Source organism: Candidatus Pelagibacter ubique HTCC1062 (assembly GCF_000012345.1).
Lineage (GTDB): Bacteria > Pseudomonadota > Alphaproteobacteria > Pelagibacterales > Pelagibacteraceae > Pelagibacter > Pelagibacter ubiqueversans.
The window spans coordinates 1,071,254-1,096,738 of record NC_007205.1 but is presented as its reverse complement, the minus strand read 5'-3'; the positions used below and the strand labels follow the sequence as shown (position 1 = coordinate 1,096,738).

Annotated in this window: 23 protein-coding genes and 5 tRNA genes; 19 read left to right on the top strand and 9 right to left on the bottom strand. The window is 31.7% G+C overall.

Annotation, left to right across the window (positions count from 1 at the left end; genetic code table 11):
- The 7 genes from purL to sfsA are packed head-to-tail and all read right to left on the bottom strand — an operon-like array spanning window position 1 to window position 6,666.
- Window positions 1-2,193 carry a phosphoribosylformylglycinamidine synthase subunit PurL gene (gene purL / locus SAR11_RS05725; RefSeq protein ID WP_006996787.1) on the bottom strand — a complete coding sequence of 731 codons (2,193 nt, stop codon included), beginning with the start codon at window positions 2,191-2,193 and terminating at the stop codon, window positions 1-3.
- The gene (purQ, locus tag SAR11_RS05720) at window positions 2,193-2,876 is read right to left on the bottom strand and encodes a phosphoribosylformylglycinamidine synthase I (RefSeq protein ID WP_006996788.1); all 684 of its coding nucleotides are present in this window, start codon (window positions 2,874-2,876) and stop codon (window positions 2,193-2,195) included. Before purQ ends, purL begins: the two co-directional genes overlap by 1 nt.
- Window positions 2,877-2,882: 6 nt before the next feature.
- Window positions 2,883-3,125 (bottom strand): phosphoribosylformylglycinamidine synthase subunit PurS, encoded by a 243-nt coding sequence (purS, locus tag SAR11_RS05715; protein WP_006996789.1) that lies wholly within the window; start codon window positions 3,123-3,125, stop codon window positions 2,883-2,885.
- 1 nt (window position 3,126) lies between these two features.
- Complete coding sequence (gene purC, locus SAR11_RS05710; RefSeq protein WP_006996790.1) at window positions 3,127-3,909, bottom strand: phosphoribosylaminoimidazolesuccinocarboxamide synthase; 783 nt, start codon at window positions 3,907-3,909, stop codon at window positions 3,127-3,129.
- Complete coding sequence (gene purB, locus SAR11_RS05705) at window positions 3,909-5,201, bottom strand: adenylosuccinate lyase (protein WP_006996791.1); 1,293 nt, start codon at window positions 5,199-5,201, stop codon at window positions 3,909-3,911. The genes purC and purB overlap by 1 nt, the downstream gene beginning before the upstream one ends.
- Window positions 5,202-5,204: 3 nt before the next feature.
- Window positions 5,205-5,975: a type I methionyl aminopeptidase gene (gene map, locus SAR11_RS05700; protein ID WP_006996792.1), complete on the bottom strand. Its 771-nt coding sequence runs from the start codon at window positions 5,973-5,975 to the stop codon at window positions 5,205-5,207.
- Window positions 5,968-6,666 carry a DNA/RNA nuclease SfsA gene (gene sfsA, locus SAR11_RS05695; RefSeq protein ID WP_006996793.1) on the bottom strand — a complete coding sequence of 233 codons (699 nt, stop codon included), beginning with the start codon at window positions 6,664-6,666 and terminating at the stop codon, window positions 5,968-5,970. Before sfsA ends, map begins: the two co-directional genes overlap by 8 nt.
- Before the next feature lie 21 nt (window positions 6,667-6,687).
- On the opposite strand from sfsA, the gene SAR11_RS05690 reads away from it, so the two are divergent.
- The 4 genes from SAR11_RS05690 (at window position 6,688) to SAR11_RS05675 (ending at window position 8,791) form a co-directional block, all read left to right on the top strand.
- Entirely contained in the window at window positions 6,688-7,437 is a 750-nt protein-coding gene (locus tag SAR11_RS05690) for a competence/damage-inducible protein A (protein WP_006996794.1), read from the top strand.
- A gap of 4 nt (window positions 7,438-7,441) precedes the next feature.
- A complete protein-coding gene (locus SAR11_RS05685) occupies window positions 7,442-7,843 on the top strand; it encodes a gamma-glutamylcyclotransferase family protein (RefSeq protein WP_011282161.1) in 402 nt (133 codons plus the stop codon).
- 79 nt (window positions 7,844-7,922) lie between these two features.
- Window positions 7,923-8,007 (top strand) — tRNA-Leu (locus SAR11_RS05680).
- Between the two features lie 4 nt (window positions 8,008-8,011).
- Complete coding sequence (locus SAR11_RS05675; RefSeq protein ID WP_006996796.1) at window positions 8,012-8,791, top strand: NAD kinase; 780 nt, start codon at window positions 8,012-8,014, stop codon at window positions 8,789-8,791.
- 4 nt (window positions 8,792-8,795) lie between these two features.
- Here the strand turns inward: SAR11_RS05675 and SAR11_RS05670 are convergent.
- A tRNA-Thr gene (locus SAR11_RS05670) sits at window positions 8,796-8,871 on the bottom strand.
- 33 nt (window positions 8,872-8,904) lie between these two features.
- Window positions 8,905-9,648 (bottom strand): 23S rRNA (guanosine(2251)-2'-O)-methyltransferase RlmB, encoded by a 744-nt coding sequence (gene rlmB, locus SAR11_RS05665; RefSeq protein ID WP_006996797.1) that lies wholly within the window; start codon window positions 9,646-9,648, stop codon window positions 8,905-8,907.
- A gap of 131 nt (window positions 9,649-9,779) precedes the next feature.
- Between rlmB and SAR11_RS05660 the strand changes: the two genes are divergently transcribed.
- From SAR11_RS05660 to fusA, 15 genes are all read left to right on the top strand, one after another.
- Window positions 9,780-9,865: transfer RNA gene (locus SAR11_RS05660), tRNA-Tyr, on the top strand.
- Window positions 9,866-9,911: 46 nt separating this feature from the next.
- Window positions 9,912-9,985: transfer RNA gene (locus SAR11_RS05655), tRNA-Gly, on the top strand.
- A 47-nt stretch (window positions 9,986-10,032) separates the two neighbouring features.
- Window positions 10,033-11,223, top strand: a complete 1,191-nt coding sequence (gene tuf / locus SAR11_RS05650) for an elongation factor Tu (protein WP_006996798.1) — start codon at window positions 10,033-10,035, stop codon at window positions 11,221-11,223.
- A 7-nt stretch (window positions 11,224-11,230) separates the two neighbouring features.
- Window positions 11,231-11,306: transfer RNA gene (locus SAR11_RS05645), tRNA-Trp, on the top strand.
- Between the two features lie 19 nt (window positions 11,307-11,325).
- Window positions 11,326-11,517 (top strand): preprotein translocase subunit SecE, encoded by a 192-nt coding sequence (gene secE, locus SAR11_RS05640; protein ID WP_006996799.1) that lies wholly within the window; start codon window positions 11,326-11,328, stop codon window positions 11,515-11,517.
- On the top strand, window positions 11,517-12,047 hold the full coding sequence (gene nusG / locus SAR11_RS05635; RefSeq protein ID WP_006996800.1) for a transcription termination/antitermination protein NusG: 531 nt from the start codon (window positions 11,517-11,519) through the stop codon (window positions 12,045-12,047). The genes secE and nusG overlap by 1 nt, the downstream gene beginning before the upstream one ends.
- Window positions 12,047-12,472 (top strand): 50S ribosomal protein L11, encoded by a 426-nt coding sequence (rplK, locus tag SAR11_RS05630; protein WP_006996801.1) that lies wholly within the window; start codon window positions 12,047-12,049, stop codon window positions 12,470-12,472. Before nusG ends, rplK begins: the two co-directional genes overlap by 1 nt.
- The gene (gene rplA, locus SAR11_RS05625; RefSeq protein WP_011282160.1) at window positions 12,472-13,161 is read left to right on the top strand and encodes a 50S ribosomal protein L1; all 690 of its coding nucleotides are present in this window, start codon (window positions 12,472-12,474) and stop codon (window positions 13,159-13,161) included. Before rplK ends, rplA begins: the two co-directional genes overlap by 1 nt.
- A gap of 5 nt (window positions 13,162-13,166) precedes the next feature.
- A complete protein-coding gene (rplJ, locus tag SAR11_RS05620) occupies window positions 13,167-13,667 on the top strand; it encodes a 50S ribosomal protein L10 (RefSeq protein ID WP_006996803.1) in 501 nt (166 codons plus the stop codon).
- Between the two features lie 27 nt (window positions 13,668-13,694).
- On the top strand, window positions 13,695-14,060 hold the full coding sequence (rplL, locus tag SAR11_RS05615) for a 50S ribosomal protein L7/L12 (protein ID WP_006996804.1): 366 nt from the start codon (window positions 13,695-13,697) through the stop codon (window positions 14,058-14,060).
- A 55-nt stretch (window positions 14,061-14,115) separates the two neighbouring features.
- Window positions 14,116-18,207 (top strand): DNA-directed RNA polymerase subunit beta, encoded by a 4,092-nt coding sequence (rpoB, locus tag SAR11_RS05610; RefSeq protein ID WP_011282159.1) that lies wholly within the window; start codon window positions 14,116-14,118, stop codon window positions 18,205-18,207.
- A gap of 2 nt (window positions 18,208-18,209) precedes the next feature.
- On the top strand, window positions 18,210-22,379 hold the full coding sequence (gene rpoC, locus SAR11_RS05605) for a DNA-directed RNA polymerase subunit beta' (RefSeq protein ID WP_011282158.1): 4,170 nt from the start codon (window positions 18,210-18,212) through the stop codon (window positions 22,377-22,379).
- A 171-nt stretch (window positions 22,380-22,550) separates the two neighbouring features.
- Window positions 22,551-22,922 (top strand): 30S ribosomal protein S12, encoded by a 372-nt coding sequence (rpsL, locus tag SAR11_RS05600; RefSeq protein WP_006996807.1) that lies wholly within the window; start codon window positions 22,551-22,553, stop codon window positions 22,920-22,922.
- 2 nt (window positions 22,923-22,924) lie between these two features.
- On the top strand, window positions 22,925-23,395 hold the full coding sequence (rpsG, locus tag SAR11_RS05595) for a 30S ribosomal protein S7 (protein ID WP_006996808.1): 471 nt from the start codon (window positions 22,925-22,927) through the stop codon (window positions 23,393-23,395).
- A 6-nt stretch (window positions 23,396-23,401) separates the two neighbouring features.
- Complete coding sequence (gene fusA / locus SAR11_RS05590; RefSeq protein WP_006996809.1) at window positions 23,402-25,480, top strand: elongation factor G; 2,079 nt, start codon at window positions 23,402-23,404, stop codon at window positions 25,478-25,480.
- The last annotated feature ends 5 nt before the right edge of the window (window positions 25,481-25,485 follow it).

The following is a 25,485-nucleotide window of genomic DNA, read 5'->3' as shown; positions in this document are numbered from 1 at the left end:
TTAATTTTCCATGTAGTTCGTTAGCCAATTTGTATGTGATTTAATCAAATCGTCAATTGATACTTTTGTCTTATCGTCAATTATTAAACCATCTTCATTAACTAACCCAAGTTCATCAAAATGTACGGAGTTTTCTTGAAGTATTTTAGTAGCATTTTCTAGATCATCTTTACTAATTTCAATAATGTATCTTCCCTGATCTTCACCAAATAAGTATTCAAATTGATTAATTAAGTAATTAGACTTTTTAAGAGTTGCACCTTTTTTACCTTTAATACACATTTTAGAAAGAGCAGTAATTATTCCACCTAAAGAAACATCGTGAGCAGATTTTATAAATTTTTTATTAATAAGCTTTAAAATTGTTTCACCATTATTTTTTTCATTAAAAAGATTAATTTCAGGAGGAGGTCCATTTTTTTCATTTAAAATATCTCTTGCAAATAAACTTTGATCCAAGTGACCTTCAGTTTTACCAATAACTAAAAGTATATTATCAGCTTCTTTTAAATCCATTGTAACCATGTTTTGGTAATCTTTAATTAAACCAACCCCCCCAATTGCTGGTGTAGGTTTAATCCCAATATCTTTAGTTTGGTTGTAAAATGAAACGTTTCCAGAAACTACTGGAAACTCCAAGTAAGCACTCGCTTCACCTAAACCTTGAACACACTCAACAAACTCACCCATATTTTCTTCATTTTCAGGACTACCAAAATTTAAGCAATTAGTAATAGCAATTGGTTTAGCACCAACTGAAATTAAGTTCCTCCAACTTTCACAAACAATTTGCTTTCCCCCACTTAAAGGGTGAGCCCAACAATATACAGCAGATGAATCTACAGATGCTGCAACAGCTTTATTGGTACCATGAACTCTAACAACACCAGCATCTCCGCCAGGTTTTTGAATAGTATCACCCATAACGGTATGATCGTATTGTTGCCAAATCCACTCTTTGCTACAAACATTTGGATTAGATAATATTTTATTTAAAACATTTTTTACTTTTAAGGTTTTAAATTGTTCTTTATCAACTTTAATTCTTTTAGGTAATTTAGCTTTTTTCCATTTTCGATCATACATAGGTGAGTTTTCAACCAATGTGTTAACAGGAATATCTGCTACTTTTTCTTCATTAAAATAAAGTTCAATTTTTTTACTTTTTGTTGTTTGACCAATTACAGCAAAATCTAAATTCCATTTATCGAATATTTTTTTAGCCATTTCTTCTTTGCCATTTTCTAAAACAATAAGCATTCGCTCTTGGCTTTCAGATAGCATAATTTCATAAGGGGACATGTTTGCCTCTCTACAAGGAACTTTACTTAAATTGATCTCAATTCCTAAATTTCCTTTTGAAGCCATTTCAATACTTGAAGAAGTTAATCCTGCAGCACCCATATCCTGAATAGCAATAATCGAATCTCCTGCCATTAATTCTAAACAAGCTTCTAATAATAGTTTTTCTGTAAAAGGATCACCAACTTGAACAGTCGGTTTTTTTTCTTCAATTTTATCATCAAATGAAGCTGATGCCATGCTTGCACCATGAATTCCATCTCGACCTGTTTTTGAACCAACATAGATCACAGGTTTCCCTAAACCTGCAGCTTTTGAATAAAAAATTTTATCTTTTTTTACATGACCTAGGGTCATAGCATTTACTAAAATATTACCATTATAAGATTCGTCAAAACTAGTTTGACCAGCAATTGTTGGAACCCCCATACAATTACCATATCCACCTATACCGTGAACAACTCCACGTAATAAATTCTTAGTTTTTTTATGCTGAGGTGAGCCAAAATGAATTGAGTTTAAATTAGCTATTGGTCTTGCTCCCATTGTAAAGACATCTCTCATAATTCCACCAACACCCGTTGCGGCACCTTGATAAGGTTCAATAAATGAAGGGTGATTATGACTTTCAATTTTAAATACTATTGCATCATCATCGCCAATATCAATAACACCAGCATTTTCACCAGGACCTTGAATTACGTTTTTTCCTTTAGTAGGTAAGTTTTTAAGATGAAATCTTGAAGATTTATAAGAACAATGCTCATTCCACATTGCTGAGAAAATACCAAGCTCAGTAATATTGGGAACTCTTTTTAACAAATCACAGATTTTTTTATATTCATCTTTTTTTAAACCATGATCAATTGCAAGCTGTTCGTTAACTATCATTATTTTAAATTATTAATTAAGTTTTGAAAAAAAATTGAACCATCTTCACCTGAAAGAGCAGGGTCTATCATTCTTTCTGGATGAGGCATCATTCCTAAAACATTTTTTTGTTTATTAAACACACCAGCTATATTTTGTAATGAACCATTTGGATTAGATTGTTCATTAACATTTCCGTTTTCATCTGAATAAAATAAAGCTATTTGGTTATTGTCATTAATTTCTTTAATTTGATCATTAGAGCAAAAGTAATTTCCCTCATTATGAGCTATATGAAACTCGTAGATGTTTTTTTTATCATCTTTAAAATAAGAGTTATCTTTATTGTTAGCTTTAACAAAAACATTTTTGCAAATAAATTCTAAATATTTATTTCTAAGCAGCACACCAGGCAGTAATCCAGATTCAACTAAAATTTGAAACCCATTACAAACTCCCATAACTTTACCACCCCCTTGAGCAAAGTTTAGAACCGATTTCATAATTTTTGATTTTGATGCCATACTTCCACATCTAAGGTAATCCCCGTATGAAAAACCACCTGGTAAAACTACTAAATCACTTTTTGGCAGCTCAACATCGTCATGCCAAACCATTTTGTTTTTAAAACCAAACTTCTTTAAAGCAACATCCATGTCTCTATCACAATTAGATCCAGGAAAGGTTATTACAGATGAATGCATTTTTTATTATTGTGATCCAATAATTTTAAAGTCTTCTATCACTAAGTTTGCTAAAAGTTTCTTACACATTTCTTCAACTTTTTTTTCAGCTTTTTTCTTATCGTCTTCTTTAGTGTCAATTTCAAAATATTTTCCTTGTCTTACTTCATTAATCCCTTCAAATCCCATACCGTCCAGGGTTTGATGGATAACTTTACCTTGAGGATCTAAAACATCTTTTTTAAGTGTTATAATTACAGATATTTTCATATTATTTTCTTTTTTTAACTGATCTTAACTTTGTAACATTAACAGCACTTAAATTTGATTGCTCATGCAATATACCAAGTCTTTTTGCAACTTCAGTATATGCAGGTATTAAATCACCCAAATCTTTACGAAATCTATCTTTATCTAGTTTTTTATCAGTAATACTGTCCCATAATCTGCAAGTGTCAGGACTAATCTCATCAGCCAGAATAACCTCATTTTTCCCATTTTCTTTAAGTCTTCCAAATTCAAGTTTGAAATCAATTAGTTTAATCCCAACTCCTCTAAACATTCCAATCATAAAATCATTAATTCTAAGAATCATTTTTTTAACTTTTTCTAATTCAGATTTTGTAGCCCAATCAAAAGCTAAAATATGCTCTTCAGCAATAAGTGGATCACCTAATTTATCATCTTTAAGGCAATACTCTAATAGTGGCTGTTTTAAAACTGTTCCATCTTCGATACCTAATCTTTTAGTAATAGAGCCTGTTGCAACATTACGAACAATGAATTCAATAGGTATAATTTCAACTAATTTGATAATTTGTTCTCTCATATTTAGTCTTTTTACTAAATGATTTTTAATCCCAATTTGAGTTAAGTTTGATAAAATATGTTCTGAAATTCTATTGTTTAAAACACCTTTGCCTTCAATTGTTGATTTTTTCAAATTATTAAAAGCAGTTGCATCATCTTTGAAATATTGAATAACCAAATTTTTATCAGATGTTGCGTAAATTATTTTAGCTTTACCTTCGTATAATTTTTTACCTTTTTTCATTATTTGAATACTCTTCTAAAAATTAAATCTACGTTTTTAAAATGCGATGAATAATTGAATATAGCCCTTAATCTTTTTGATGAAATTTTAGCCATTATGAATTTATCATCTGATATAACATCAAATAAATTTAGATTTTCTGCAAAACATTTTTTTGCATAATTTTGAACCATTTTGTAAGATTGTTCTCTACTTAAACCTGATTTTGTTAGCTCTAACATTACTTCTTGTGAAAAAATTAAACCTTTAGTTATATTTAAATTTTCAATCATTTTTTTTGGATAGACAATCATTTTATCTAAAATATTACTTAGTCTTGCTAAAGCAAAATCTAAGGTAATATTTGCGTCTGGACCAATATTTCTTTCAACACTTGAGTGAGAAATATCTCTTTCATGCCATAGTGCAATATTTTCAAGAGCAGGGATAACAGCACTTCGAACCATTCTAGCAAGTCCTGTTAAATTTTCACTTAAGATTGGATTTTTTTTATGAGGCATTGCAGAAGAACCTTTTTGATCCTTTGAAAAAAACTCTTGCACTTCATAAACTTCAGTTCTCTGTAAATGTCTAATCTCAACTGCAACTCTTTCAACTGATCCTGCAATAATTCCAAGAATTGAAAAATAAAAAGCATGCCTATCTCTTGGTATTACCTGTGTTGATATAGGCTCAACTTTTAATCCAAGTTTTTTTGCTACATGTTTTTCAACATTAGGATTAATATTTGCAAATGTGCCAACAGCACCAGAGATTGCGCATGTTGAAATTTCATCAATTGCATCAACTAATCTTTTTCTATTTCTCTTAAACTCCTCATAAAATGATGCTAATTTTAAACCAAAAGTTATAGGTTCAGCGTGAATTCCGTGACTTCTACCCATGCAAGGAGTGTATTTGTATTTTTTGGCTTGTTTCTTTAAAACTTTTAGAATTTGATCAATATCACTGAGTAGAATTTTACCTGATTGAACTAATTGAATATTTAAACTGGTATCCAAAACATCAGAAGAGGTCATACCTTGGTGAAGGTATCTTGCTTTAATCCCTGCTTTTTCAGTAATAGAGGTTAAAAATGCTATTACATCGTGCTTAACTTTACTCTCAATTTGATGAATTCTTTTAACGTTTATTTTAGCTTTTTTTCTAACAACTGATGCAACACCTTTAGGAATTTGACCTAATTTTTCCATGGCTTCTGCTGCTGCAACCTCTACATCGAGCCAAATTTGGTATTTGTTTTGTTCTGACCATATGTCAGTTAGTTGTTTTCTAGAATATCGTTCAATCATTAATTATAAGTAAGGGGGCTTAGAATAACCTTTAACAGATTCTGTAAAGATTTCATAACCATTTTCAGTAATACCTAGCGTATGCTCAAATTGTGCTGATAAAGATTTGTCTTTTGTAACTGCTGTCCAGCCATCTTTTAGCATCTTCACATCCCATTCACCGATATTTATCATAGGCTCAATTGTAAAAGTCATTCCAGGTCTAAGTTCCATCCCTGTATTTCTTCTTCCATAATGTAAAATATTAGGTGGTTCGTGGAATGTTGTGCTTATTCCATGACCACAAAAATCTCTAACAACTGAGTAGCCTTTTTTTTCAATAAAAGATTGTATTTCATATCCAATGTCACCTAATTTTAATCCTGGCTTTAATAAATTAATTGCTCTCATCATCGACTCGTATGTAGCATCAATTAAGTTATTAACTTTAACAGGAGTTTTTCCAATACAAAACATTCGACTTGTATCACCATAATGTTCATCAACTATAGCGGTTACATCAACATTTAAAGCATCACCTTCAACTAAAACTCTATCAGAAGGTATACCGTGACAGACAACATGATTTAAAGAAGTGCATAATGATTTTTTAAAACCTCTATAAAAAAGTGGAGCTGAGTAACCACCATTGTCCCTAATAAATTCATATCCTAATTTATCTACAAACTCTGTGGTTACACCTGGCTTAATATTATCTGTAAGCATATCAAGAGTTCTTGCTGCAAGATTTCCAGCAACTCTCATCTTTTCAAATTTTTCTAAATAATCAGGCATTAATAATTTTAATTTTTTTATCTATTTTAATTTCTTTTGAATTTATTTTACATTGATAAGCCAAAAAGTTAACTCCAGCTTTTTTTGCAAGTAAATAATTTTCATAATATTCTTTATCAATGTCTTTTGCTATTTTAAAATTATCCACACCCTCTATTTGGACTAAAAATAATAGATAGGATTTATAGCCCTTTTTAACCGCCTCTATAAGTGTTTTTAAATGCTTTGACCCTCTAGTGGTAACGGCATCTGGAAATTCTGCAGTTTTTTCTTCTCTGAATAAAGTAACATTTTTAACTTCTACAAATATTTTTTGTTTATTTTTTTCAACTAAAAAATCAAACCGTGTTTCTTTATCAAAAAATACCTCAGCCTTGATACTGTCATTGTTTGCAACTTCTTTAACTAGATTATTTACTAAACCATGGAAGGCAATTTTATTTGCAAAATGAGTATTAACACCAACTAAATTTTTTTTAACTTTAATTATTTCAAGGGTATATTTTAACTTTCTTTTTGGGTCATCATTTTTAGATACATAAACCATATTTCCTTCATCTAATAAGCCCTTCATAGATCCAGTATTAGGGCAATGTGCCGTAACAATTTCCTTGCCAATTTTAACGTCTGCAAAAAACCTCTTATAACGTTTGATCAGTTTGCCTTTTATTAAAGCTTTGGTAAATTCCATATTTAAATTGTATATTTAATAATGACCCAAAATACAAAATTTAATGCAGCAATACTTATTATAGGTAATGAGATCCTATCTGGAAGAACGCAAGACACTAATACCAGCACAATAGCACAATGGCTAAACTCAATTGGTGTAAAAGTTAATGAAGTTAGGGTTATTCCAGATATAGAAAATACAATTATTGAGACCGTTAATCATTTAAGAAAGGTTAATAATTATGTATTTACAACTGGTGGTATAGGACCAACTCATGATGATATTACTGCTCAGTCTATTTCTAAAGCATTTAATCTTGAGTATGAAATTCATAAAGAAGCTTTTAAAATATTAGAATCTTACTACAAAGTGGGTGAATTTAATGAAGGTCGACAAAAAATGGTATGGATGCCACGTAATGCTAATTTAATATTAAATCCAACAAGTGGTGCCCCGGGATTTTATATAGAAAACGTTTTTTGCTTACCGGGAGTTCCTTCAATTTTAAAATCAATGTTGGGTGGATTAAAAAACAAGATAGTAGGGGGAGATCCAATATTAAGCCATACAATAAGTTTAAAAACAGTTGAAAGTGAAATTGCAAACTCTTTAACCAATGTTCAAGATAACAATAAAGATGTTGAAATTGGAAGTTATCCATTTTTTCATGCAGGAAAATTAGGAGTATCAATAGTAATAAGATCTGAAGACCAACTTAAAATTGATAAGTGCAGTTCTGAAGTATTAGAGTTTGTTAATCTAAAAAAAATAGAAGTAGTTGTTAGATAGTTTAATGCTTTATTTTGCTTACGGAAGTAATCTTAATCATTTTCAAATGAAAAGAAGATGCAAGGACAGTGTCTTTTTAAAAAAAATTAATTTAACTAATTTTAAACTAACCTTTAGAAGCAAATATAGAGCTGCTGATATAGAACCTAAAAAAAACTCAATTGTTCCTGGTGCTTTATTTGAAATATCTAAAAGTGATGAAAAAAAATTAGATGTTTATGAAGATTATCCAGTTCTATATAAAAAATATTATTTTACTTATTATGGTAAAAAAGTAATGACCTATACCATGACTAAAAAAACTTTATTTGCATATCCAACAGAACGATATTTAAATGTTGTAAAGAGAGGTTATAAAGATTGTAATTTAGATAATCGTATTCTTAAAAAAGCATTAAAAGCTTAATTAAAATATTGATATGATTTGTTAACAAAAAGAAGTTGAGTTATAAATAAAAACAGTTAAACAAATGAAAATAGTACATGCCCTCGTGGTGAAATTGGTAGACACAACGGACTTAAAATCCGTGCCTTTTTGGAGTGCCAGTTCGAGTCTGGCCGAGGGCACCACTAAATGAGAGATAAAGTATATTTAGTATTTGATAAAACCAAAGTCTCTCTTAAGATTAAATCAATTCTTATTAAAAAAGTTAACATTACATCTTTAAGAAAATCCAACATAATAATTGTTCTAGGAGGAGATGGTTTCATGCTTCAAACTTTAAAAAAATTACATAAATATAAAAAACCTTTCTATGGAATTAATTCTGGAAACTATGGTTTTTTGATGAATAAGTTTTCTAATGAAAACTTTATTAAAAATTTGAATATCTCTAATAGTGTTAAAATTTATCCTCTACAAATGACTGTGACTAATAAAAAAAATCAAACAAAAAAATCAATAGCTATCAATGAGGTGTCAATATTAAGACAAAGTAAGCAAGCATCATCAATTTCGATTACTGCTAATAATAAAAATATTATTAAAAATCTAATCTCTGATGGCGTTTTAGTTTCAACACCTGCAGGTAGTACGGCTTATAATTTATCAGCACATGGACCAATTCTAAATTTAGATTCAAGAAAGCTAGCAGTAACTCCGATTAGTCCTTTTAGACCTAGAAGATGGAAGGGTACAATTATTAGTGATAAATCTAAAATTTTAATAAAAAATTTAGATACAAATAAAAGACCTATCAGCGCTGTTGCAGATAATTTTGAGGTTAGAAATGCAAAAACAATTAAAATTCAAGCCAATAAAAAAATTAGCTTTGAATTATTATATGATAAAAATAACAGTCTTCACAAAAAAATAAAGATTGAACAAACGCGTAAAGAAACTTCAAATAATTAAGTGATGGTGCCCCCGCACGGAGTCGAACCGCGGACCTATTGATTACAAATCAATTGCTCTACCAGCTGAGCTACAAGGGCATAAACGATTTCTATTAAGAAATCTTAGACTAATCAAGAATTTTTTTTCAAATAACTTAAATGATGAAACACAATCGCTGCACTATTTGAGATATTTAAGCTTTCTACATCCTTATTTATGTCAATCTTCACAAAAAAATCTGTGTACTTTCCAGTATGTTCTCTCATACCGAAACCTTCAGATCCAAATAAAAGAACATTCTTTCCTTCCCATTTAATTTCTGTAAAGTCTTTTTCTCCTCTCGCATCAAACCCATAAACCCAAAAATTCTTTTCTCTTAAATTTTTAAGTGTTGAATTTATGTTTGATACTTCAAAAATATTAATATGCTCCATGCATCCACTTGCGGCTTTATACATAAGCTTACTATCAGACGGGAATTGTCTTTCTTTAACTATTAATCCATCTATATGAAATGAAGAAGCACTTCTAATTAACGATCCAATATTTCTAGGATCTGTTACTTCATCTATGCAAACAAATGTTAATTCATTTTTTCCTTTTATAAATTCTTTTAAGTCGGGTTGATCGATATGCTCAACTTCTGCAATGTACCCACCGTGCATAATTTGATCTTTAGAGGTATACTTATCTAATTCTTTTTTTGATTTAAAATAGACTTTAACGTCTTCAAGGACATTCTTCTTTGGGTTTTTTCTATGAATATTTTTTTTACTTTCTTCTGTTAAAAAAACTTTTAAAACCTTTCTTTTTGGGTTTCTTAAAGCCTCAATTACAGCATGTTGACCAACGATTAAAAAAGATGATTTATTCATAAAATTATCTTTGTTTTATACGTATTTTCCTCCATTTTCACAGTAAATCTCGTGTTGCAATTGCATAATAAAAATATATAAAACGCATGTTGTTTGAAGCTTTATTGAGCAAGGGGACACTTCCCCAAAAAGGAGGGGTTCCAGAGCGGTCAAATGGGGCGGGCTGTAAACCCGTTGACTTCGGTCTTCGAAAGTTCGAATCTTTCCCCCTCCACCAATCAATAAAATTTTTTATAACAATGGAGTGTTATTCTTGATGTTGTGCGGGTGTAGTTCAATGGTAGAACGCTAGCCTTCCAAGCTGGATGTAAGAGTTCGATTCTCTTTACCCGCTCCAAGAAAAAAAGAAATTATTAATAAAACTAAAACTGAGGTAAAAACGTAATGTCAAAAGAAAAGTTCGTAAGAAATAAACCACACTGTAACATCGGTACAATTGGTCATGTCGACCATGGTAAGACAACATTAACAGCTGCTATCACAATTACATTAGCAGAACTTGGTGGAGGAAAAGCTGTTGCTTACGATCAGATTGATAAAGCCCCTGAAGAAAAAGAAAGAGGGATTACAATTTCAACTGCTCACGTTGAATATGAAACTGAAAAAAGACACTACGCACACGTTGATTGCCCAGGTCACGCTGACTATGTAAAAAACATGATTACCGGTGCAGCTCAAATGGATGGAGCTATCTTAGTGGTTAATGCTGCTGATGGTCCTATGCCTCAAACTAGAGAACACATTCTTTTAGGAAGACAAGTTGGTATTCCTGCAATTGTTGTTTACTTAAATAAAGTAGATCAAGTTGATGATAAAGATATGATTGAACTTGTTGAAGAAGAAATTAGAGAACTTTTAACTTCATACAAATATCCAGGTGATAAAACTCCTATCGTTAAAGGATCTGCATTAGCTGCTGTTGAAGGTAGAGATGAAGAAATTGGAAAAAATTCTATTATAGAATTAATGAAAGCTGTTGATGAATTTATTCCTCAACCAACTAGAGATATTGACAAACCTTTCCTAATGCCTGTTGAGGATGTTTTCTCAATTTCAGGTAGAGGAACTGTTGCAACTGGAAGAATTGAATCTGGTGTTATTAAAACTGGTGAAGAAGTTGAAATTGTAGGGGTTACTGCAACTAAAAAATCAGTTTGTACTGGTGTTGAAATGTTCAGAAAACTTTTAGATTCTGGTGAAGCAGGGGATAACGTTGGTATACTATTAAGAGGTGTTGAACGTGATGACATTCAAAGAGGACAAGTTCTTTGTAAACCTGCTTCAATTACACCACACACTAAATTTGAAGCTCAGGCCTATGTACTTAAAAAAGATGAGGGTGGAAGACACACTCCTTTCTTTACTAAATACAGACCTCAGTTTTACTTTAGAACAACTGATGTAACTGGAGAAGTTACATTACCAGCTGGAACTGAAATGGTTATGCCTGGTGATGACGCTAAATTCACTGTTACATTAATTACTCCAATTGCGATGAGCGAAAAATTAAACTTTGCTATTCGTGAAGGTGGTAGAACAGTTGGAGCTGGAGTAGTAACTAAAATTATAGAGTAAACTCTATAGGAGTGTAGCTCAATTGGTAGAGTGCCGGTCTCCAAAACCGGAGGTTGAGGGTTCGATTCCCTCCGCTCCTGCCAATAAGCTAAACAGTATATTATGAAAAACCCGATAAAATTTATCCAAGAAGTTAAACAAGAAGCCTTTAAAGTTTCTTGGCCTACCGGAAAAGAGACAATGCAAGGTGCATTAATGGTATTTGCTATGGCAGTTATTATGTCTCTTTTCTTTTTGCTTCTTGATCAAGTACTTAAATTTTTATTGGAAGCTTTACTAAAGGTAAGTATTTAATGAAAAATTGGTATATTGTTCAATCACACTCAAATTTTGAGAATAAAGTTGCTGGATTAATTAAGGAAGAAGCTGAAAAAGCAAAAATTTCTGACAAAATTGAAGAAATTGTTGTTCCAACACACGATGTAACAGAAGTAAAAAGAGGAAAGAGAATTCAGAGAAAAAAGAAATACTTTCCTGGTTATGTTTTGATTAAAAGTGAAATGGATAATGATCTTTATCATTTAATTAAAAACTTAAAGCGTGTGAGTGGGTTTTTAGGTTCAAAGGGCATTCCTGTTCCTGTTTCAGATAAAGAAATAGAAAAGATTTTAGGACAAATAAAAGATGGTGTAGCTCAGCCAAAATCTGGTATAGAATACAGCATTGGTGAAAAAGTTCAGGTCGTTGACGGTCCTTTTGCATCATTCAGCGGTATGGTTGAAGATATAGATGAAGAGAAATCAAGACTTAAGGTTTCAGTTTCAATATTTGGAAGACCAACACCAGTTGATTTAGAATATAACCAAGTAGAGAAAGCAAGTTAATGGCAAAAGAAATTAGTGGATATATAAAGTTACAAATTATGGGTGGCCAAGCCAATCCAGCACCGCCAGTTGGTCCTGCGTTAGGTCAACGTGGAATTAATATAATGGAATTTTGTAAAGCTTTTAACGATAAAACAAAAGCATTTGCTGGAAAACCAATTCCAGTAGTTATCACAGTATATAAAGATAAAAAATTTGATTTTGAAATTAAATCACCGCCAGCATCACATTTTATTAAAGAAGCTGCTAAACTTAAAGGTGGATCTAAAGAGCCAGGCAGAAGTATTGCTGGATCAATTACAAAAAAACAAGCAGAAGAAATTGCAACCCAAAAGATGAAAGATCTTAATGCTCACGATCTTGAGCAAGCGGTAAAAATTATTGCAGGATCAGCAAGATCAATGGGGATAGAGGTTAAAGACTAATGCCATCAAAAAGATTTAAACAATTACCTGAAAAAACAAAAGATTTAACTGCTGATGTTATTGAAAATTTATTAGCGACTGTTAAAAAAAATTGTACTACAAAATTTGATGAATCAATTGACTTGAGCTTTCAAGTGAACAACAAACAAAAAAAAGGTGAAGTAAATATTAGAACTGTAGTTAACTTACCTGGTGGAACAGGTAAGAAAGTGAAAGTAGCTGTTGTTTGTGAGGATACAAAAGCCAAAGAAGCCAAAGATGCTGGCGCTGATATAGTTGGTAGCGATGAATTTATTGATAAAATTAAAGCTGGTGAACTTAATTTTGAAAAATTAATTTGTACACCAGGTATGATGGTTAAATTATCTAAGCTTGGAAAAGTTTTAGGTCCAAAAGGATTAATGCCTAACCCAAAATTAGGATCAGTTTCAGAGGACATTAAGCAAGCTGTAACAAATGCTAAATCAGGACAAGCAGAAATTAGAAACGATAAAGATGGAAATATTGGTGTAAGTATAGGCAAGAAATCTTTCCATGATGATCAATTACTTAAAAATTTTCATGCTATTTTAGATACTTTAGAAAAAGAAAAAGGAAACCTAACTTTAAAAGGTGACTTAATAAAAAATACTTTTATAACGTCAAGCATGGGTGTTTCGTATAAAGTTAAATTAGGAAAAGCTATATAGTTATGATGAACAAGGAACAAAAAAAGAATTATATTAGTGAAATGGAAACACAGTTTCAGAATAATGAAGCTGTAATGGTAACTCACTACCAAGGACTTACAATGTCTCAACTTGATGAACTTAGAGCGCAAATGAGAGAACATGGCATTAAGTTCACTATAACAAAAAATAGAATTACAAAAATTGCACTAGAAAAAACTAAGTGTAAGGAGCTATCAAATTTATTTACAGGCGCTACTGCAGTTGCTTTTTCTAATGACGCGATAATATCAGCTAGAATTTTATCTAAATTTGCCAAAACAAACGAAAGTTTGAAACTTTTAGGTGGAATTATGGGTAATGAGGTATTAGACCAAGCTGCAGTTCAAAATGTAGCAAATTTACCAACACTTGATGAAGCAAGAGCTAATCTTGTCGGAATTTTGGCTACACCAGCATCAAAATTAGTAAGTATTTTACTTGCACGATCCGAAAAAATGAGTAGTTTGAGCCCAGAAAATTCTTAAAAAACAACCTAAAGAGTAAAAAAAAATATGCCTGATCTAAACAAAATTATTGAAGACTTATCAAGTTTAACTGTCGTTGAAGCAGCTGAACTTTCAAAACAGCTTGAAGAAAAGTGGGGTGTTACAGCTATGGCTGCAGCAGCACCAGCAGCAGCAGCAGGCGGTGCAGCTGAAGAAGCAAAAGATGATTTTACAATCATGTTAATTTCTGCAGGTGATAAAAAAATTAATGTTATTAAAGAAGTTAGAGCAGCAACATCTTTAGGTCTTAAAGAAGCAAAAGATTTAGTTGAGGGTGCACCAAAAGAAGTTAAGTCTGGTGTAAACAAAAAAGATGCTGAAGAGATCAAGGCTAAGTTGGAAGCAGCTGGCGCAAAAGTAGAACTTAAATAAATTAATTAGAAAGATTTCATAACTGGTTAATTTATTAATCAGTGATTAGTAATAAATGCAATTATCTTTTACTCAAAAGAAAAATGTAAGAAAAAGCTTTGGAAAGCTTGCGGAAACTTTATCTATTCCAAATTTAATTGAAGTTCAAAAAAATTCATACAAACAACTTACTGATTTTGACAGTGAAGCTGGAGATTTATCAAAAGGATTTGATAGAGTTTTTAAAAGTATTTTTCCAATAGAAGATTTAAATGATAAAGCAACATTAGAATATGTTTCTTATAGACTTGAAAAACCAAAATTTGATACTGAAGAATGTATTCAAAGAGGATTATCTTTTACGTCAGCGTTAAAATGTACTTTGAGATTGGTTGTTTACGAAATTGACCAAGAAAACAATACTAAAGATATTTTATCTGCCAAAGAGCAGGAAGTTTATATGGGTGAAGTGCCTATGATGACTGATAGTGGAACTTTTATAACAAACGGTGTTCAAAGAGTTGTTGTAAACCAAATGCACAGAAGTCCGGGTGTTTTCTTTGATCATGATAAAGGTAAATCACATGCAAGTGGTAAATTATTATTTAATTGTAGAGTTATTCCTAACAGAGGATCTTGGTTAGATTTAGAATACGATGTTAAAGATTTTTTATATTTTAAGATTGATAGAAAGAAAAAAATATTTGCTTCAACTCTTTTGATGGCTTTAGGTTTAACTAAATCAGAAATTGCTGATGAGTTTTATGATAAAGACACTTATTCGTTTGATGCAAAAACAGGTAAATGGAAAACAAAATTTAATCCTGAAAACTACAAAGCAAAAAATTTTTCTGAAGAAGTTACTGATGCTAAAACAGGAAATGTTGTAATTAAGCTTGGTGATAAAATTAATTTTTTAACTGCTAAAAAGTTAGCTTCAGATGGGCTTAAAGACATTCTTGTATCTCAAGAGTCTTTGATTGGAAAATATTTGCATAATGAAGTTAAAGTTAGTGATGATGAAGAAGAAGGTACTTTTGGAATAGGTACAGAGTTAAATGACACTATTATTAAGCAAATTTTAGAGGCTAATATTAGCTCAATTGAAATTTCTATTACTAATTCTATTAATAAAGGACCTTATTTATTAACAACAATTTTAAATGATAAAAATAATTCAAAAAATGATGCAATTACTGAAATTTACAAGGTTTTAAGACCAGGTGAACCACCAACAGTTGAGATTGCTACACAGATATTTAACAATCTGTTCTTTAGTTCAGATAGATACGACCTTTCTGATGTTGGTAGAGTTAAGATGAACTCGAGACTGAACCTTGAGTGTTCTGATAAAATTACAATTTTAAGAAATGACGACATAATTGCTATCGTTCATAAAATGTTAGATTTAAGAGATGGTAAAGATGAAGTTGATGATATTGATCACTTAGGTAACAGAAGAGTAAGATCTGTTGGTGAACTTGTTGAAAACCAAGCGCGTATTGGTGTTTACAGAATGGAAAGAGCGATTAAAGAAAAAATGACAACTCTTGATATTGAGTCAGCAATGCCACAAGATTTGATTAATGCAAAACCATTAACAGTTTCTCTTAAAGATTTTTTTGTAAGTTCACAACTTTCTCAATTTATGGATCAAACAAATCCATTATCAGAAATTACACACAAAAGAAGAGTTTCAGCTTTAGGACCAGGTGGGTTAACTAGAGAAAGAGCTGGGTTTGAAGTACGTGACGTTCATCCAACTCACTACGGAAGAATTTGTCCAATTGAAACACCTGAAGGACCGAACATTGGTTTGATTAATAGTTTATCTACTTATGCTAAAATTAATAAGTATGGTTTTATTGAAAGTCCTTATAAAAAAGTTCTAAACGGTATAGTTCAAGATAAAGTTGAATATCTTTCAGCGATGGAAGAAACAAAATATACAATTGCTCAAGCTAATGCAAAAATAGATAAATCTGGAAAAATTTTAGAAGAACTTGTTCCTTGTAGGGAAAATTTAAACTTCGTTTTATCAAATCCAAGTAAAATTGATTATATTGATGTTTCACCTAAACAGTTAGTTTCTGTTGCAGCCTCTCTAATCCCTTTCTTAGAAAATGATGATGCGAACAGAGCTCTAATGGGATCTAACATGATGAGACAAGCGGTTCCTTTATTAAAACCAGAGTCTCCTTTAGTTGGTACCGGAATTGAAAGTGATGTTGCTCTTGATTCAGGTGTAACTATTGTTGCTAGTCGTGATGGTACAGTTGATAAAATTGACGGAAAAAGAATTGTAATCAAAGCAACTGAAGAAACGGATTTCACTAAATCAGGTGTGGATATTTATAACCTGCAAAAATTTAAAAGATCAAACCAAAATACATGTATTAACCAAAAACCACTTGTTAGAGTAGGTGATAAAGTTAAATCAGGAGATATTATTGCTGACGGACCATCTACTAAACTAGGTGAGTTAGCACTCGGAAAAAATGTGACAGTAGCATTTATGCCTTGGCAAGGTTACAATTTTGAAGATTCTATTTTAATTTCAGAAAGATGTGTTACAGACGATGTATTTACATCAGTTCATATTGTTGAATATGAAGTTATGGCTAGAGATACAAAATTGGGTGAAGAAGAAATTACTAGAGATATTCCAAATGTAAATGAAGAAGCCCTAAAAAACCTTGATGAATCTGGAATTGTTTATATTGGCGCTGAAGTAAAAGCTGGTGATATATTAGTTGGTAAAGTTACACCTAAAGGAGATTCAGCATCTGGACCTGAGGAAAAATTATTAAGATCTATTTTTGGTGAAAAAGCAATCGATGTAACTGACACATCATTAAAAATGTCTAGAGGAAGCAGTGGAACGGTTGTTGATGTTAGAGTATTTAATAGACATGGTATAGAAAAAGATGAAAGATCTATTACAATTGAAAGAGCAGAAATTGATACTGTTCAACAAGACAAAATTGTAGAGGAAGAAATTCTAGAAAGAAGCATAAAACAAAGAGCTAATCAAATTTTATCAGGAGCTTCTTTAACTAAAAAAATAAAAGATTTAGACGAAGGTACCAAACTTGATCTTGAGATAATTAATAAAATTAATATTAACGATGTATTCAAGATAACAGTAGGCAATGTTAATGATGAAGCGAGTATTGCTCAATTAAAAGATCAATACAATCAAGCAAAACAAGATATTCAAGAAAGATTTGAAGATAAGGTTTTAAAAATTAGAAGTGGCGATGATTTATTACCAAGTGTTATGAAAATGGTAAAAGTTTTCGTTGCGATTAAAAGAAGATTAAGACCAGGTGATAAGATGTCAGGTAGACACGGAAACAAGGGTGTAGTCAGTAAAATTGTCCCTGTTGAAGATATGCCTTATAGAGAAGATGGCAGACCTGTTGACATTGTATTAAATCCACTTGGAGTTCCAAGTCGTATGAACGTAGGTCAAATCTTAGAAACTCACCTTGGTTGGGCTTGTAAAGAATTTGGTGAAGAAGTTAAAAGATTAGTTAATGAAAATAATAAAAAATTTGAAAAAACTGAAAAAATTTCATCATTCCTAAAATCTGTTTATGGTAAAGAAGTGTTTGATGGTGGAATTGAAAAATTAAACAAAACTGAATTTTCAGATTTATGTGAAAACTTACAAAATGGTATAGCTATTTCAACTCCAGTATTTGATGGAGCTAAAGAAAAAGATGTTTCTGAAATGCTTGAGTTAGCAAAACTACCTACTTCAGGTCAAACTAATTTATGGGATGGTAGAACAGGTGAAATGTTTGATAGACCTGTAACCGTTGGTATTATTTATATGCTTAAACTGCATCACTTGGTTGAGGATAAAATTCACGCAAGATCTACTGGTCCTTATAGTCTTGTTACACAGCAGCCATTGGGTGGTAAAGCACAACTTGGTGGACAAAGATTTGGTGAAATGGAAGTGTGGGCTCTTGAAGCGTATGGAGCTTCGTACACATTACAAGAAATTTTAACAGTTAAGTCAGATGACGTTGCTGGAAGAGTTAAAGTTTACGAAACGATTGTTAAAGGTGAAGAAAATTTTGAGTCTGGAATTCCAGAGTCATTCAACGTTCTAGTTAAAGAAATTAAATCATTAGCACTAAACATAGAGTTAAATTAAATATGAAAAAAGAATTAACAGATTTATTTAAAAATAGTGAAGTTTCTGAAGCACAAAATTTTAATAGCATTAAAATTACTTTAGCTAGCCCTGAAAAAATTAAATCTTGGACATATGGTGAAATTAAAAAACCTGAAACTATTAACTATAGAACTTTTAGACCAGAAAAAGATGGTTTGTTTTGTGCTAGAATTTTTGGACCAATAAAAGATTACGAATGTTTGTGCGGTAAGTACAAGCGTATGAAGTTTAGAGGAATTATTTGTGAAAAATGTGGAGTTGAAGTAACAAAATCTAATGTAAGAAGGGAGAGAATGGGTCACATAAACCTTGCTACTCCTGTTGCACACATTTGGTTTTTAAAATCTTTACCTAGTAGAATTTCATTAGCTGTTGACATGAAGCTAAAAGAAGTTGAAAGAGTTCTTTATTTTGAAAACTTCATAGTTATTGAGCCTGGTTTAACCGGTCTTCAAAAAAATCAATTACTTAACGAAGAAGAATTAGCAAAATACCAAGACGAGTTTGGTGAAGAGTCATTTGAAGCTGGTATTGGAGCTGAAGCAATTTTATCTATTCTTAAATCAATGGATCTTGAGCTTGAAAGAAAGCTTTTAATTAATACAATTAAAGAAACAAAATCAAAAGTTAATGAAGAAAGATCAATTAAGAGACTTAAATTGATCGAGTCATTTATTGAAACTGGTCAAAAGCCAGAATGGATGATTTTAACTGTAATACCAGTTATACCACCTGAATTAAGACCTTTAGTTCCATTAGATGGTGGAAGATTTGCTACATCAGATCTTAATGATCTTTATAGAAGAGTTATAAACAGAAATAATCGTCTTAAGAGATTAATGGATTTAAAGGCTCCAGATATCATTGTTAGAAATGAGAAAAGAATGCTTCAAGAATCTGTTGATGCATTATTTGATAATGGTCGTAGAGGAAGAGTAATTACTGGAACTGGTAAACGTCCACTTAAATCTTTAGCAGAGATGCTTAAAGGTAAACAAGGTAGATTTAGACAAAACTTACTAGGAAAAAGAGTAGATTATTCAGGAAGATCTGTAATTGTTGTAGGGCCAGACCTTAAATTGCATGAATGTGGTTTGCCTAAGAAGATGGCTTTAGAATTATTTAAGCCATTCTTATATGCTAGATTAAATAAACTAGGATTAGCTTCTACAATCAAACAAGCAAAAAAATTGGTAGAAAAAGAAACAAATGCTGTTTGGGATGCATTAGAACTTATTGTAAGAGAACACCCAGTTTTATTAAACCGTGCACCAACGCTTCACAGACTTGGGGTTCAAGCTTTTGAACCTAAGTTAATTGAAGGAGATGCAATTGAACTTCATCCTTTATGTTGTGCAGCCTTTAATGCTGACTTTGATGGTGACCAAATGGCTGTTCACGTTCCTCTAAGTTTAGAAGCCCAACTAGAAGCAAGAATTTTAATGTTATCAACAAATAATATTTTAAGTCCATCAAACGGTAAACCTATCATAGTACCAAGTCAGGATATGATCTTAGGTCTTTACTATTTATCTCAAGCGCCTTTTCAAACTGAAAAGCCAGATGGTTACTTCATAAATAATGATGAAATTGAACATGCGCTATCTACAGGTCAAATAAAAGTTCACTCTACTATTGTTTCTAGATTTGAAACATTAGATGAGAAGGGAAACAAAAGAGTTGAAAAACACACAACGACAGCTGGAAGATTCTTATTAGCTAATTTACTTCCAAAACATAAAGATATTACTTTTTCAATGATTGATAGATTGCTTCCTAAAAAAACTGTTTCAGAAATTATCGATAGTGTATTTAGATTTTGTGGTCAGAAGACTACAGTTATATTTTGCGATCATTTAAAAGATTTAGGTTTCAAACATGCATTTAAAGCTGGTATTTCTTTTGGTAAAGATGATTTGGTTATTCCTGCAAATAAAGGACAACTAATTGAAGATACTAAAAAATTAATTGCAGATTATGAAAATCAATATTCAGAAGGTTTAATTACTAGAGGTGAAAAATATAACAAAGTTGTTGATGCTTGGTCAAAATGTACAGATAAAGTTGCTGGTGAAATGATGAGAGGTATTTCGGCTACGGAAAGTACTCCTGATGGCATGAAGATTAACTCAGTATTTATGATGGCAGATAGTGGAGCTAGAGGTTCAGCTGCGCAAATGAAACAGTTGGCTGGTATGAGAGGTCTTATTGCAAAACCATCTGGAGAAATTATCGAAACACCAATTATTTCTAATTTCAAAGAAGGTTTAACTGCACTAGAATATTTCAACTCAACACACGGAGCCAGAAAAGGTTTAGCTGATACAGCCCTGAAAACTGCAAGCTCGGGTTATTTAACAAGAAGACTTTGTGACGTAGCTCAAGATCTTACTATATCTAAAATTAAGTGTGATAACCCAGGGTTTATTGAATTAGCAGAAATTTTGGAAGGTGGAAATGTTGTTGTTAGTTTATCAGAAAGAGCACTTGGTAGAGTTACAGCTTTCGATGTAAAAAATCCAATCACTGGCGAAGTAGTCATTAAAAAAGAAACAATGATTGATGAAGCTGGTTGCGATAAAATTGATGCAGCTGGTGTTAAATTTATCAAAGCTTATTCAGTTATGACTTGTAGCTCTAAACTTGGTGTTTGTGCTACTTGTTATGGAAGAGATTTATCTAGAGGAAAAATGGTTCATGTTGGTGAAGCAATTGGTATGATTTCAGCACAATCGATTGGTGAACCAGGTACTCAGTTAACAATGAGAACTTTCCACGTTGGTGGTACTGCTTCTGTTAAACAAGAGTCTCAGATCGTAACGAAAACAGCTGGAACTTTAAAAATTATAAATTCTAACCTATTAGAAGATTCTAAGAAAAATTTAATTGTAATGGGAAGAAACACTCAATTATCAATTGAAGATAATAATGGAGTTCAAGTTGCTGTTTATAAAGTTGCTTACGGCTCTAAATTATTTTTCCAGAATGGTGATAAAGTTAAAGCAAATGAAAAAATTTGTGAATGGGATCCTTATACAACTCCAGTTATCGCAGAGAAAAGCGGTATAGCTGGTTATGTAGATTTAATTGATGGTGTTTCAATTCAAGAAACAACTGATGATGCAACAGGAATTTCATCTAAATCAGTTATTGATTGGAGAGCTCAATCTAAAAATACTGATTTAAAACCAAGAATTACTTTAAGAGATGATAAAGGAAATGTTATTAAAAAAGCTGATGATAATGAAGCCAGATATTATCTGGTTCCAGATTCAATTCTTTCAGTGAAAGACGGTCAAAAAATATTTGCTGGTGATATAATAGCTAGACTTCCAAAGGAAACTACTAAAACAAAAGATATTACTGGAGGATTACCTCGTGTCGCAGAATTATTTGAAGCTAGAAAAGCTAAAGACAGTGCAATAATTGCAGAAAATGATGGCCAAGTTTTATTTGGTAAAGAAGTTAGAGGAAAACAAAGAATTTCCATACAACCAGATAATGGTGAACCTTCAAACTATCTAATTCCAAAAGGTAAACATATTAATTTTAACCAAGGTGAAAAAATAAAAAAAGGTGAGTATCTTTTAGATGGACAACCATTGCCCCATGATATTTTAAGAATACTTGGTATAAAAGATTTAACAGAATACTTTGTTAACCAAGTACAAGAAGTTTATAGGTTACAAGGTGTAATTATTAACGACAAACATATCGAAACGATATTAAGACAAATGCTTAAAAAAGTTGAAATCAAAGAGTCTGGCGACTCGTCTTACTTACCTGGTGAAATGATTGACAGAATTAAGTTTGATAATACAAATGAAAAACTAGTTGCTGAAGGAAAGAATCCAGCATCTGGTGAAAGAGTTTTAATGGGTATTACTAAAGCTTCACTTCAAACGGAGTCATTTATTTCTGCTGCTTCATTCCAAGAAACTACTAGAGTTTTAACTGATGCTGCGATTAAGGGTAAAGTTGACCCTTTAAATGGCTTAAAAGAGAACGTTATTGTGGGTAGATTAGTTCCAGCTGGAACAGGTCACATTAAGAACAAATGGAATAAGAATGCCATTGATGCCGATAATAAATTCTTAGCTGAGCAAGAGAAAATTGAGCCTTTAGAGACCACAGAAACTCCAGCAAATTAATAAAAAAAACACGTTTAACTTGTAGTTTTAGTTTGACAATCAGAGATTTAATAGTATTTTGACGCTGTTTTTGGTTGGAATGTAGTACCTACTTTACGGAACTAAACGCTGCCACAAAATAACCTGTCAGTTATTTTCACTCAAAAATATATTAATTAATTTAAAAAATTTATGCCAACTATTAACCAGTTGTTAAGAAAAAAAAGAATTAAACCTGTTGCTAGGAATAAAGTTCCTGCACTTCAGAAACAACCTTTGAAGAGAGGCGTTTGTGTAAAAGTTTACACAACAACTCCTAAAAAACCCAACTCAGCATTAAGAAAAGTTGCTAGAGTTAGACTATCTAATGGTTTTGAAGTTACAGCTTATATTGGTGGTGAAGGTCATAATCTACAAGAACACTCAGTTGTATTAATTAGGGGCGGTCGTGTAAAAGATTTACCTGGTGTTCGTTATCATATCCTTAGAGGAAACTTAGACACACAAGGTGTTGCAAATAGAAAGAAACGTAGATCTTTGTATGGAACTAAAAAAGGTAAATAATTATGTCTAGAAAAAAAACACAACCCAAAAAAGTTGTTACTCCAGACCCAATATTTAATTCTACAATAATCCCTAAATTAATTAACTCAATAATGTACGATGGCAAAAAAGTAGTTGCTGAAAAAATTGTCTATGAAGCTATAGAAAAAATAAAATCAAAAACAAAAGAAGAGCCCATTAATGTTTTTAATGAAGCAATAAATAACATCAAACCTACTGTAGAAGTTAGATCACGTAGAGTAGGTGGTGCAACTTATCAAGTTCCTGTTGAAGTTAAAACTAAACGTGCACAAGCACTTGCAATTAGGTGGTTAGTTGATGCTTCTAGAAAAAGAAAAGACAAACACATGTCAGATAAAATTTTTAACGAACTGTATGATGCTTATGAAAAAAAAGGTTCTGCAGTTAAAAAAAGAGAAGATGTACATAAAATGGCAGAATCAAATAAAGCTTTTGCTCATTTTAGGTGGTAATAAATTATGGCTAGAACACATACATTAAATAAATATAGAAATATTGGTATCATGGCTCATATTGATGCTGGTAAAACAACTACCACTGAGAGAATTTTATATTACACAGGAAAAAGTCACAAAATTGGTGAAGTACATGATGGTGCTGCAACAATGGATTGGATGGAACAAGAACAAGAAAGAGGTATTACGATTACATCAGCAGCAACAACTTGCTTCTGGAATGATCATAGAATTAATATCATCGACACGCCTGGACACGTTGACTTTACGATTGAAGTAGAAAGATCATTAAAAGTTTTAGATGGTGCTGTTTGTGTTTTTGATGGTGTTGCCGGTGTAGAACCTCAATCTGAAACAGTATGGAGACAGGCTGATAAATATAAAGTTCCTAGAATTTGTTTTGTAAACAAGTTAGATAGAACGGGTGCTGATTTTTATAGATGTGTTGAAATGATTAAGGATAGATTAGGCTGTAAACCTCTACCAATTCAAATCCCTATTGGTATTGAAGCAGATTTATCTGGCGTTGTTGACTTAGTTAAAATGAAAGCTCAAGTTTGGAAAAATGAAGCTTTAGGAGCTGAATGGGAATACAAAGAAATTCCTGATGATTTAAAAGAAATTTCACAAAAATACAGAACTGAATTAGTTGAAATGGCTGTAGAGCAAGATGAAAAACTAATGGAAGCTTACCTAAATGGGGAAGAAATCAAAGAAGAAGATTTGGTAAAATGCATAAGAAAAGGAACATTAAATTTTAGTTTTGTCCCAATAACTACAGGTTCAGCTTTTAAAAACAAAGGTGTTCAACCTTTACTTGACGCTGTAATTAACTACTTACCAAGCCCGATCGATATTGGGTCTATTAATGGAACTAAACCTGGTAGTGAAGATGTTGTTGAAATGAAATTTGATGATGGCACAGGGTTTTCTGCATTAGCATTTAAAGTTGCTAATGACCCATTTGTTGGTTCATTAACTTTTATTAGAATTTACTCGGGAACGATTAGAACTGGAACTGCTGTTTATAATACTTCAAAAGATAAAGAAGAAAGAGTTGGTAGAATGCTTTTAATGCATGCGAACTCAAGAGAGGATATCAAAGAAGCAAATACGGGTGACATTGTTGCTTTAGCTGGTTTAAAATATACGATAACAGGACATACTCTTTGTGATGAAGCTAATCCTGTTTTATTAGAACCAATGGAGTTCCCAGAACCTGTAATCGAAATTGCTGTTGAACCTAAAACAAAAGCTGACCAAGAAAAAATGGGTGAAGCATTAGGAAGATTGGCTAAAGAAGACCCATCATTCAGAGTAACGTCAGATGAAGAATCTGGTCAAACTATTATTAAAGGAATGGGTGAGTTACACCTTGATATTATTGTCGATAGAATGAAAAGAGAATTTAATGTAGAGGCAAATGTAGGTGCTCCTCAAGTTGCTTATAGAGAAACATTACAAAATGCCTCAGAATTTGAATATACTCATAAAAAACAAAGTGGTGGTGCTGGTCAGTTTGCAAAAGTTAAACTTTTGGTTGAGCCACAAGAGCCTGGTTCAGGTAGATCTGTCGAAAGCAAAATTAAAGGTGGTGCAATTCCTAAAGAATTTATTCCTGGTGTTGAAAAAGGAATTGAAACAATTTCAGATGGCGGAATTTTAGCAGGGTTTCCAATGATTGATTATAAAGTTACAATTTTAGATGGATTACATCATGATGTTGACTCAAGTGTTCTTGCATTTGAATTAGCAGGTAGAGCTTGCTTTAAAGAAGCTTGTACTAGAGGAACTTTGAAATTATTAGAACCAGTTATGAGAGTTGAAGTTGTTACACCTGAAGATTATATGGGTGATGTTATTGGTGACCTGAATAGTAGAAGAGGCCAAATCAGTACTCAAGAAAATAGAGGAAATGCAACAGTGATTACAGCTATGGTTCCTTTAGCTAATATGTTTGGTTATATAAATAGTTTAAGATCAATGTCTCAAGGTAGAGCTCAGTATTCAATGTTTTTTGATCATTACTCTAAAGTCCCACAAAATGTTCAGGATGAAGTAACTAAAAAGATTGCAGGCTAATTATT

What these genes read in the sequence shown, in the direction of transcription:
- purL (WP_006996787.1), bottom strand. Translation starts at nt 2,193, where the DNA reads ATGATAGTTAACGAACAGCTTGCAATTGATCATGGTTTAAAAAAAGAT.
- purQ (WP_006996788.1), bottom strand. Translation starts at nt 2,876, where the DNA reads ATGCATTCATCTGTAATAACCTTTCCTGGATCTAATTGTGATAGAGAC.
- purS (WP_006996789.1), bottom strand. Translation starts at nt 3,125, where the DNA reads ATGAAAATATCTGTAATTATAACACTTAAAAAAGATGTTTTAGATCCT.
- purC (WP_006996790.1), bottom strand. Translation starts at nt 3,909, where the DNA reads ATGAAAAAAGGTAAAAAATTATACGAAGGTAAAGCTAAAATAATTTAC.
- purB (WP_006996791.1), bottom strand. Translation starts at nt 5,201, where the DNA reads ATGATTGAACGATATTCTAGAAAACAACTAACTGACATATGGTCAGAA.
- map (WP_006996792.1), bottom strand. Translation starts at nt 5,975, where the DNA reads ATGCCTGATTATTTAGAAAAATTTGAAAAGATGAGAGTTGCTGGAAAT.
- sfsA (WP_006996793.1), bottom strand. Translation starts at nt 6,666, where the DNA reads ATGGAATTTACCAAAGCTTTAATAAAAGGCAAACTGATCAAACGTTAT.
- SAR11_RS05690 (WP_006996794.1), top strand. Translation starts at nt 6,688, where the DNA reads ATGACCCAAAATACAAAATTTAATGCAGCAATACTTATTATAGGTAAT.
- SAR11_RS05685 (WP_011282161.1), top strand. Translation starts at nt 7,442, where the DNA reads ATGCTTTATTTTGCTTACGGAAGTAATCTTAATCATTTTCAAATGAAA.
- SAR11_RS05675 (WP_006996796.1), top strand. Translation starts at nt 8,012, where the DNA reads ATGAGAGATAAAGTATATTTAGTATTTGATAAAACCAAAGTCTCTCTT.
- rlmB (WP_006996797.1), bottom strand. Translation starts at nt 9,648, where the DNA reads ATGAATAAATCATCTTTTTTAATCGTTGGTCAACATGCTGTAATTGAG.
- tuf (WP_006996798.1), top strand. Translation starts at nt 10,033, where the DNA reads ATGTCAAAAGAAAAGTTCGTAAGAAATAAACCACACTGTAACATCGGT.
- secE (WP_006996799.1), top strand. Translation starts at nt 11,326, where the DNA reads ATGAAAAACCCGATAAAATTTATCCAAGAAGTTAAACAAGAAGCCTTT.
- nusG (WP_006996800.1), top strand. Translation starts at nt 11,517, where the DNA reads ATGAAAAATTGGTATATTGTTCAATCACACTCAAATTTTGAGAATAAA.
- rplK (WP_006996801.1), top strand. Translation starts at nt 12,047, where the DNA reads ATGGCAAAAGAAATTAGTGGATATATAAAGTTACAAATTATGGGTGGC.
- rplA (WP_011282160.1), top strand. Translation starts at nt 12,472, where the DNA reads ATGCCATCAAAAAGATTTAAACAATTACCTGAAAAAACAAAAGATTTA.
- rplJ (WP_006996803.1), top strand. Translation starts at nt 13,167, where the DNA reads ATGAACAAGGAACAAAAAAAGAATTATATTAGTGAAATGGAAACACAG.
- rplL (WP_006996804.1), top strand. Translation starts at nt 13,695, where the DNA reads ATGCCTGATCTAAACAAAATTATTGAAGACTTATCAAGTTTAACTGTC.
- rpoB (WP_011282159.1), top strand. Translation starts at nt 14,116, where the DNA reads ATGCAATTATCTTTTACTCAAAAGAAAAATGTAAGAAAAAGCTTTGGA.
- rpoC (WP_011282158.1), top strand. Translation starts at nt 18,210, where the DNA reads ATGAAAAAAGAATTAACAGATTTATTTAAAAATAGTGAAGTTTCTGAA.
- rpsL (WP_006996807.1), top strand. Translation starts at nt 22,551, where the DNA reads ATGCCAACTATTAACCAGTTGTTAAGAAAAAAAAGAATTAAACCTGTT.
- rpsG (WP_006996808.1), top strand. Translation starts at nt 22,925, where the DNA reads ATGTCTAGAAAAAAAACACAACCCAAAAAAGTTGTTACTCCAGACCCA.
- fusA (WP_006996809.1), top strand. Translation starts at nt 23,402, where the DNA reads ATGGCTAGAACACATACATTAAATAAATATAGAAATATTGGTATCATG.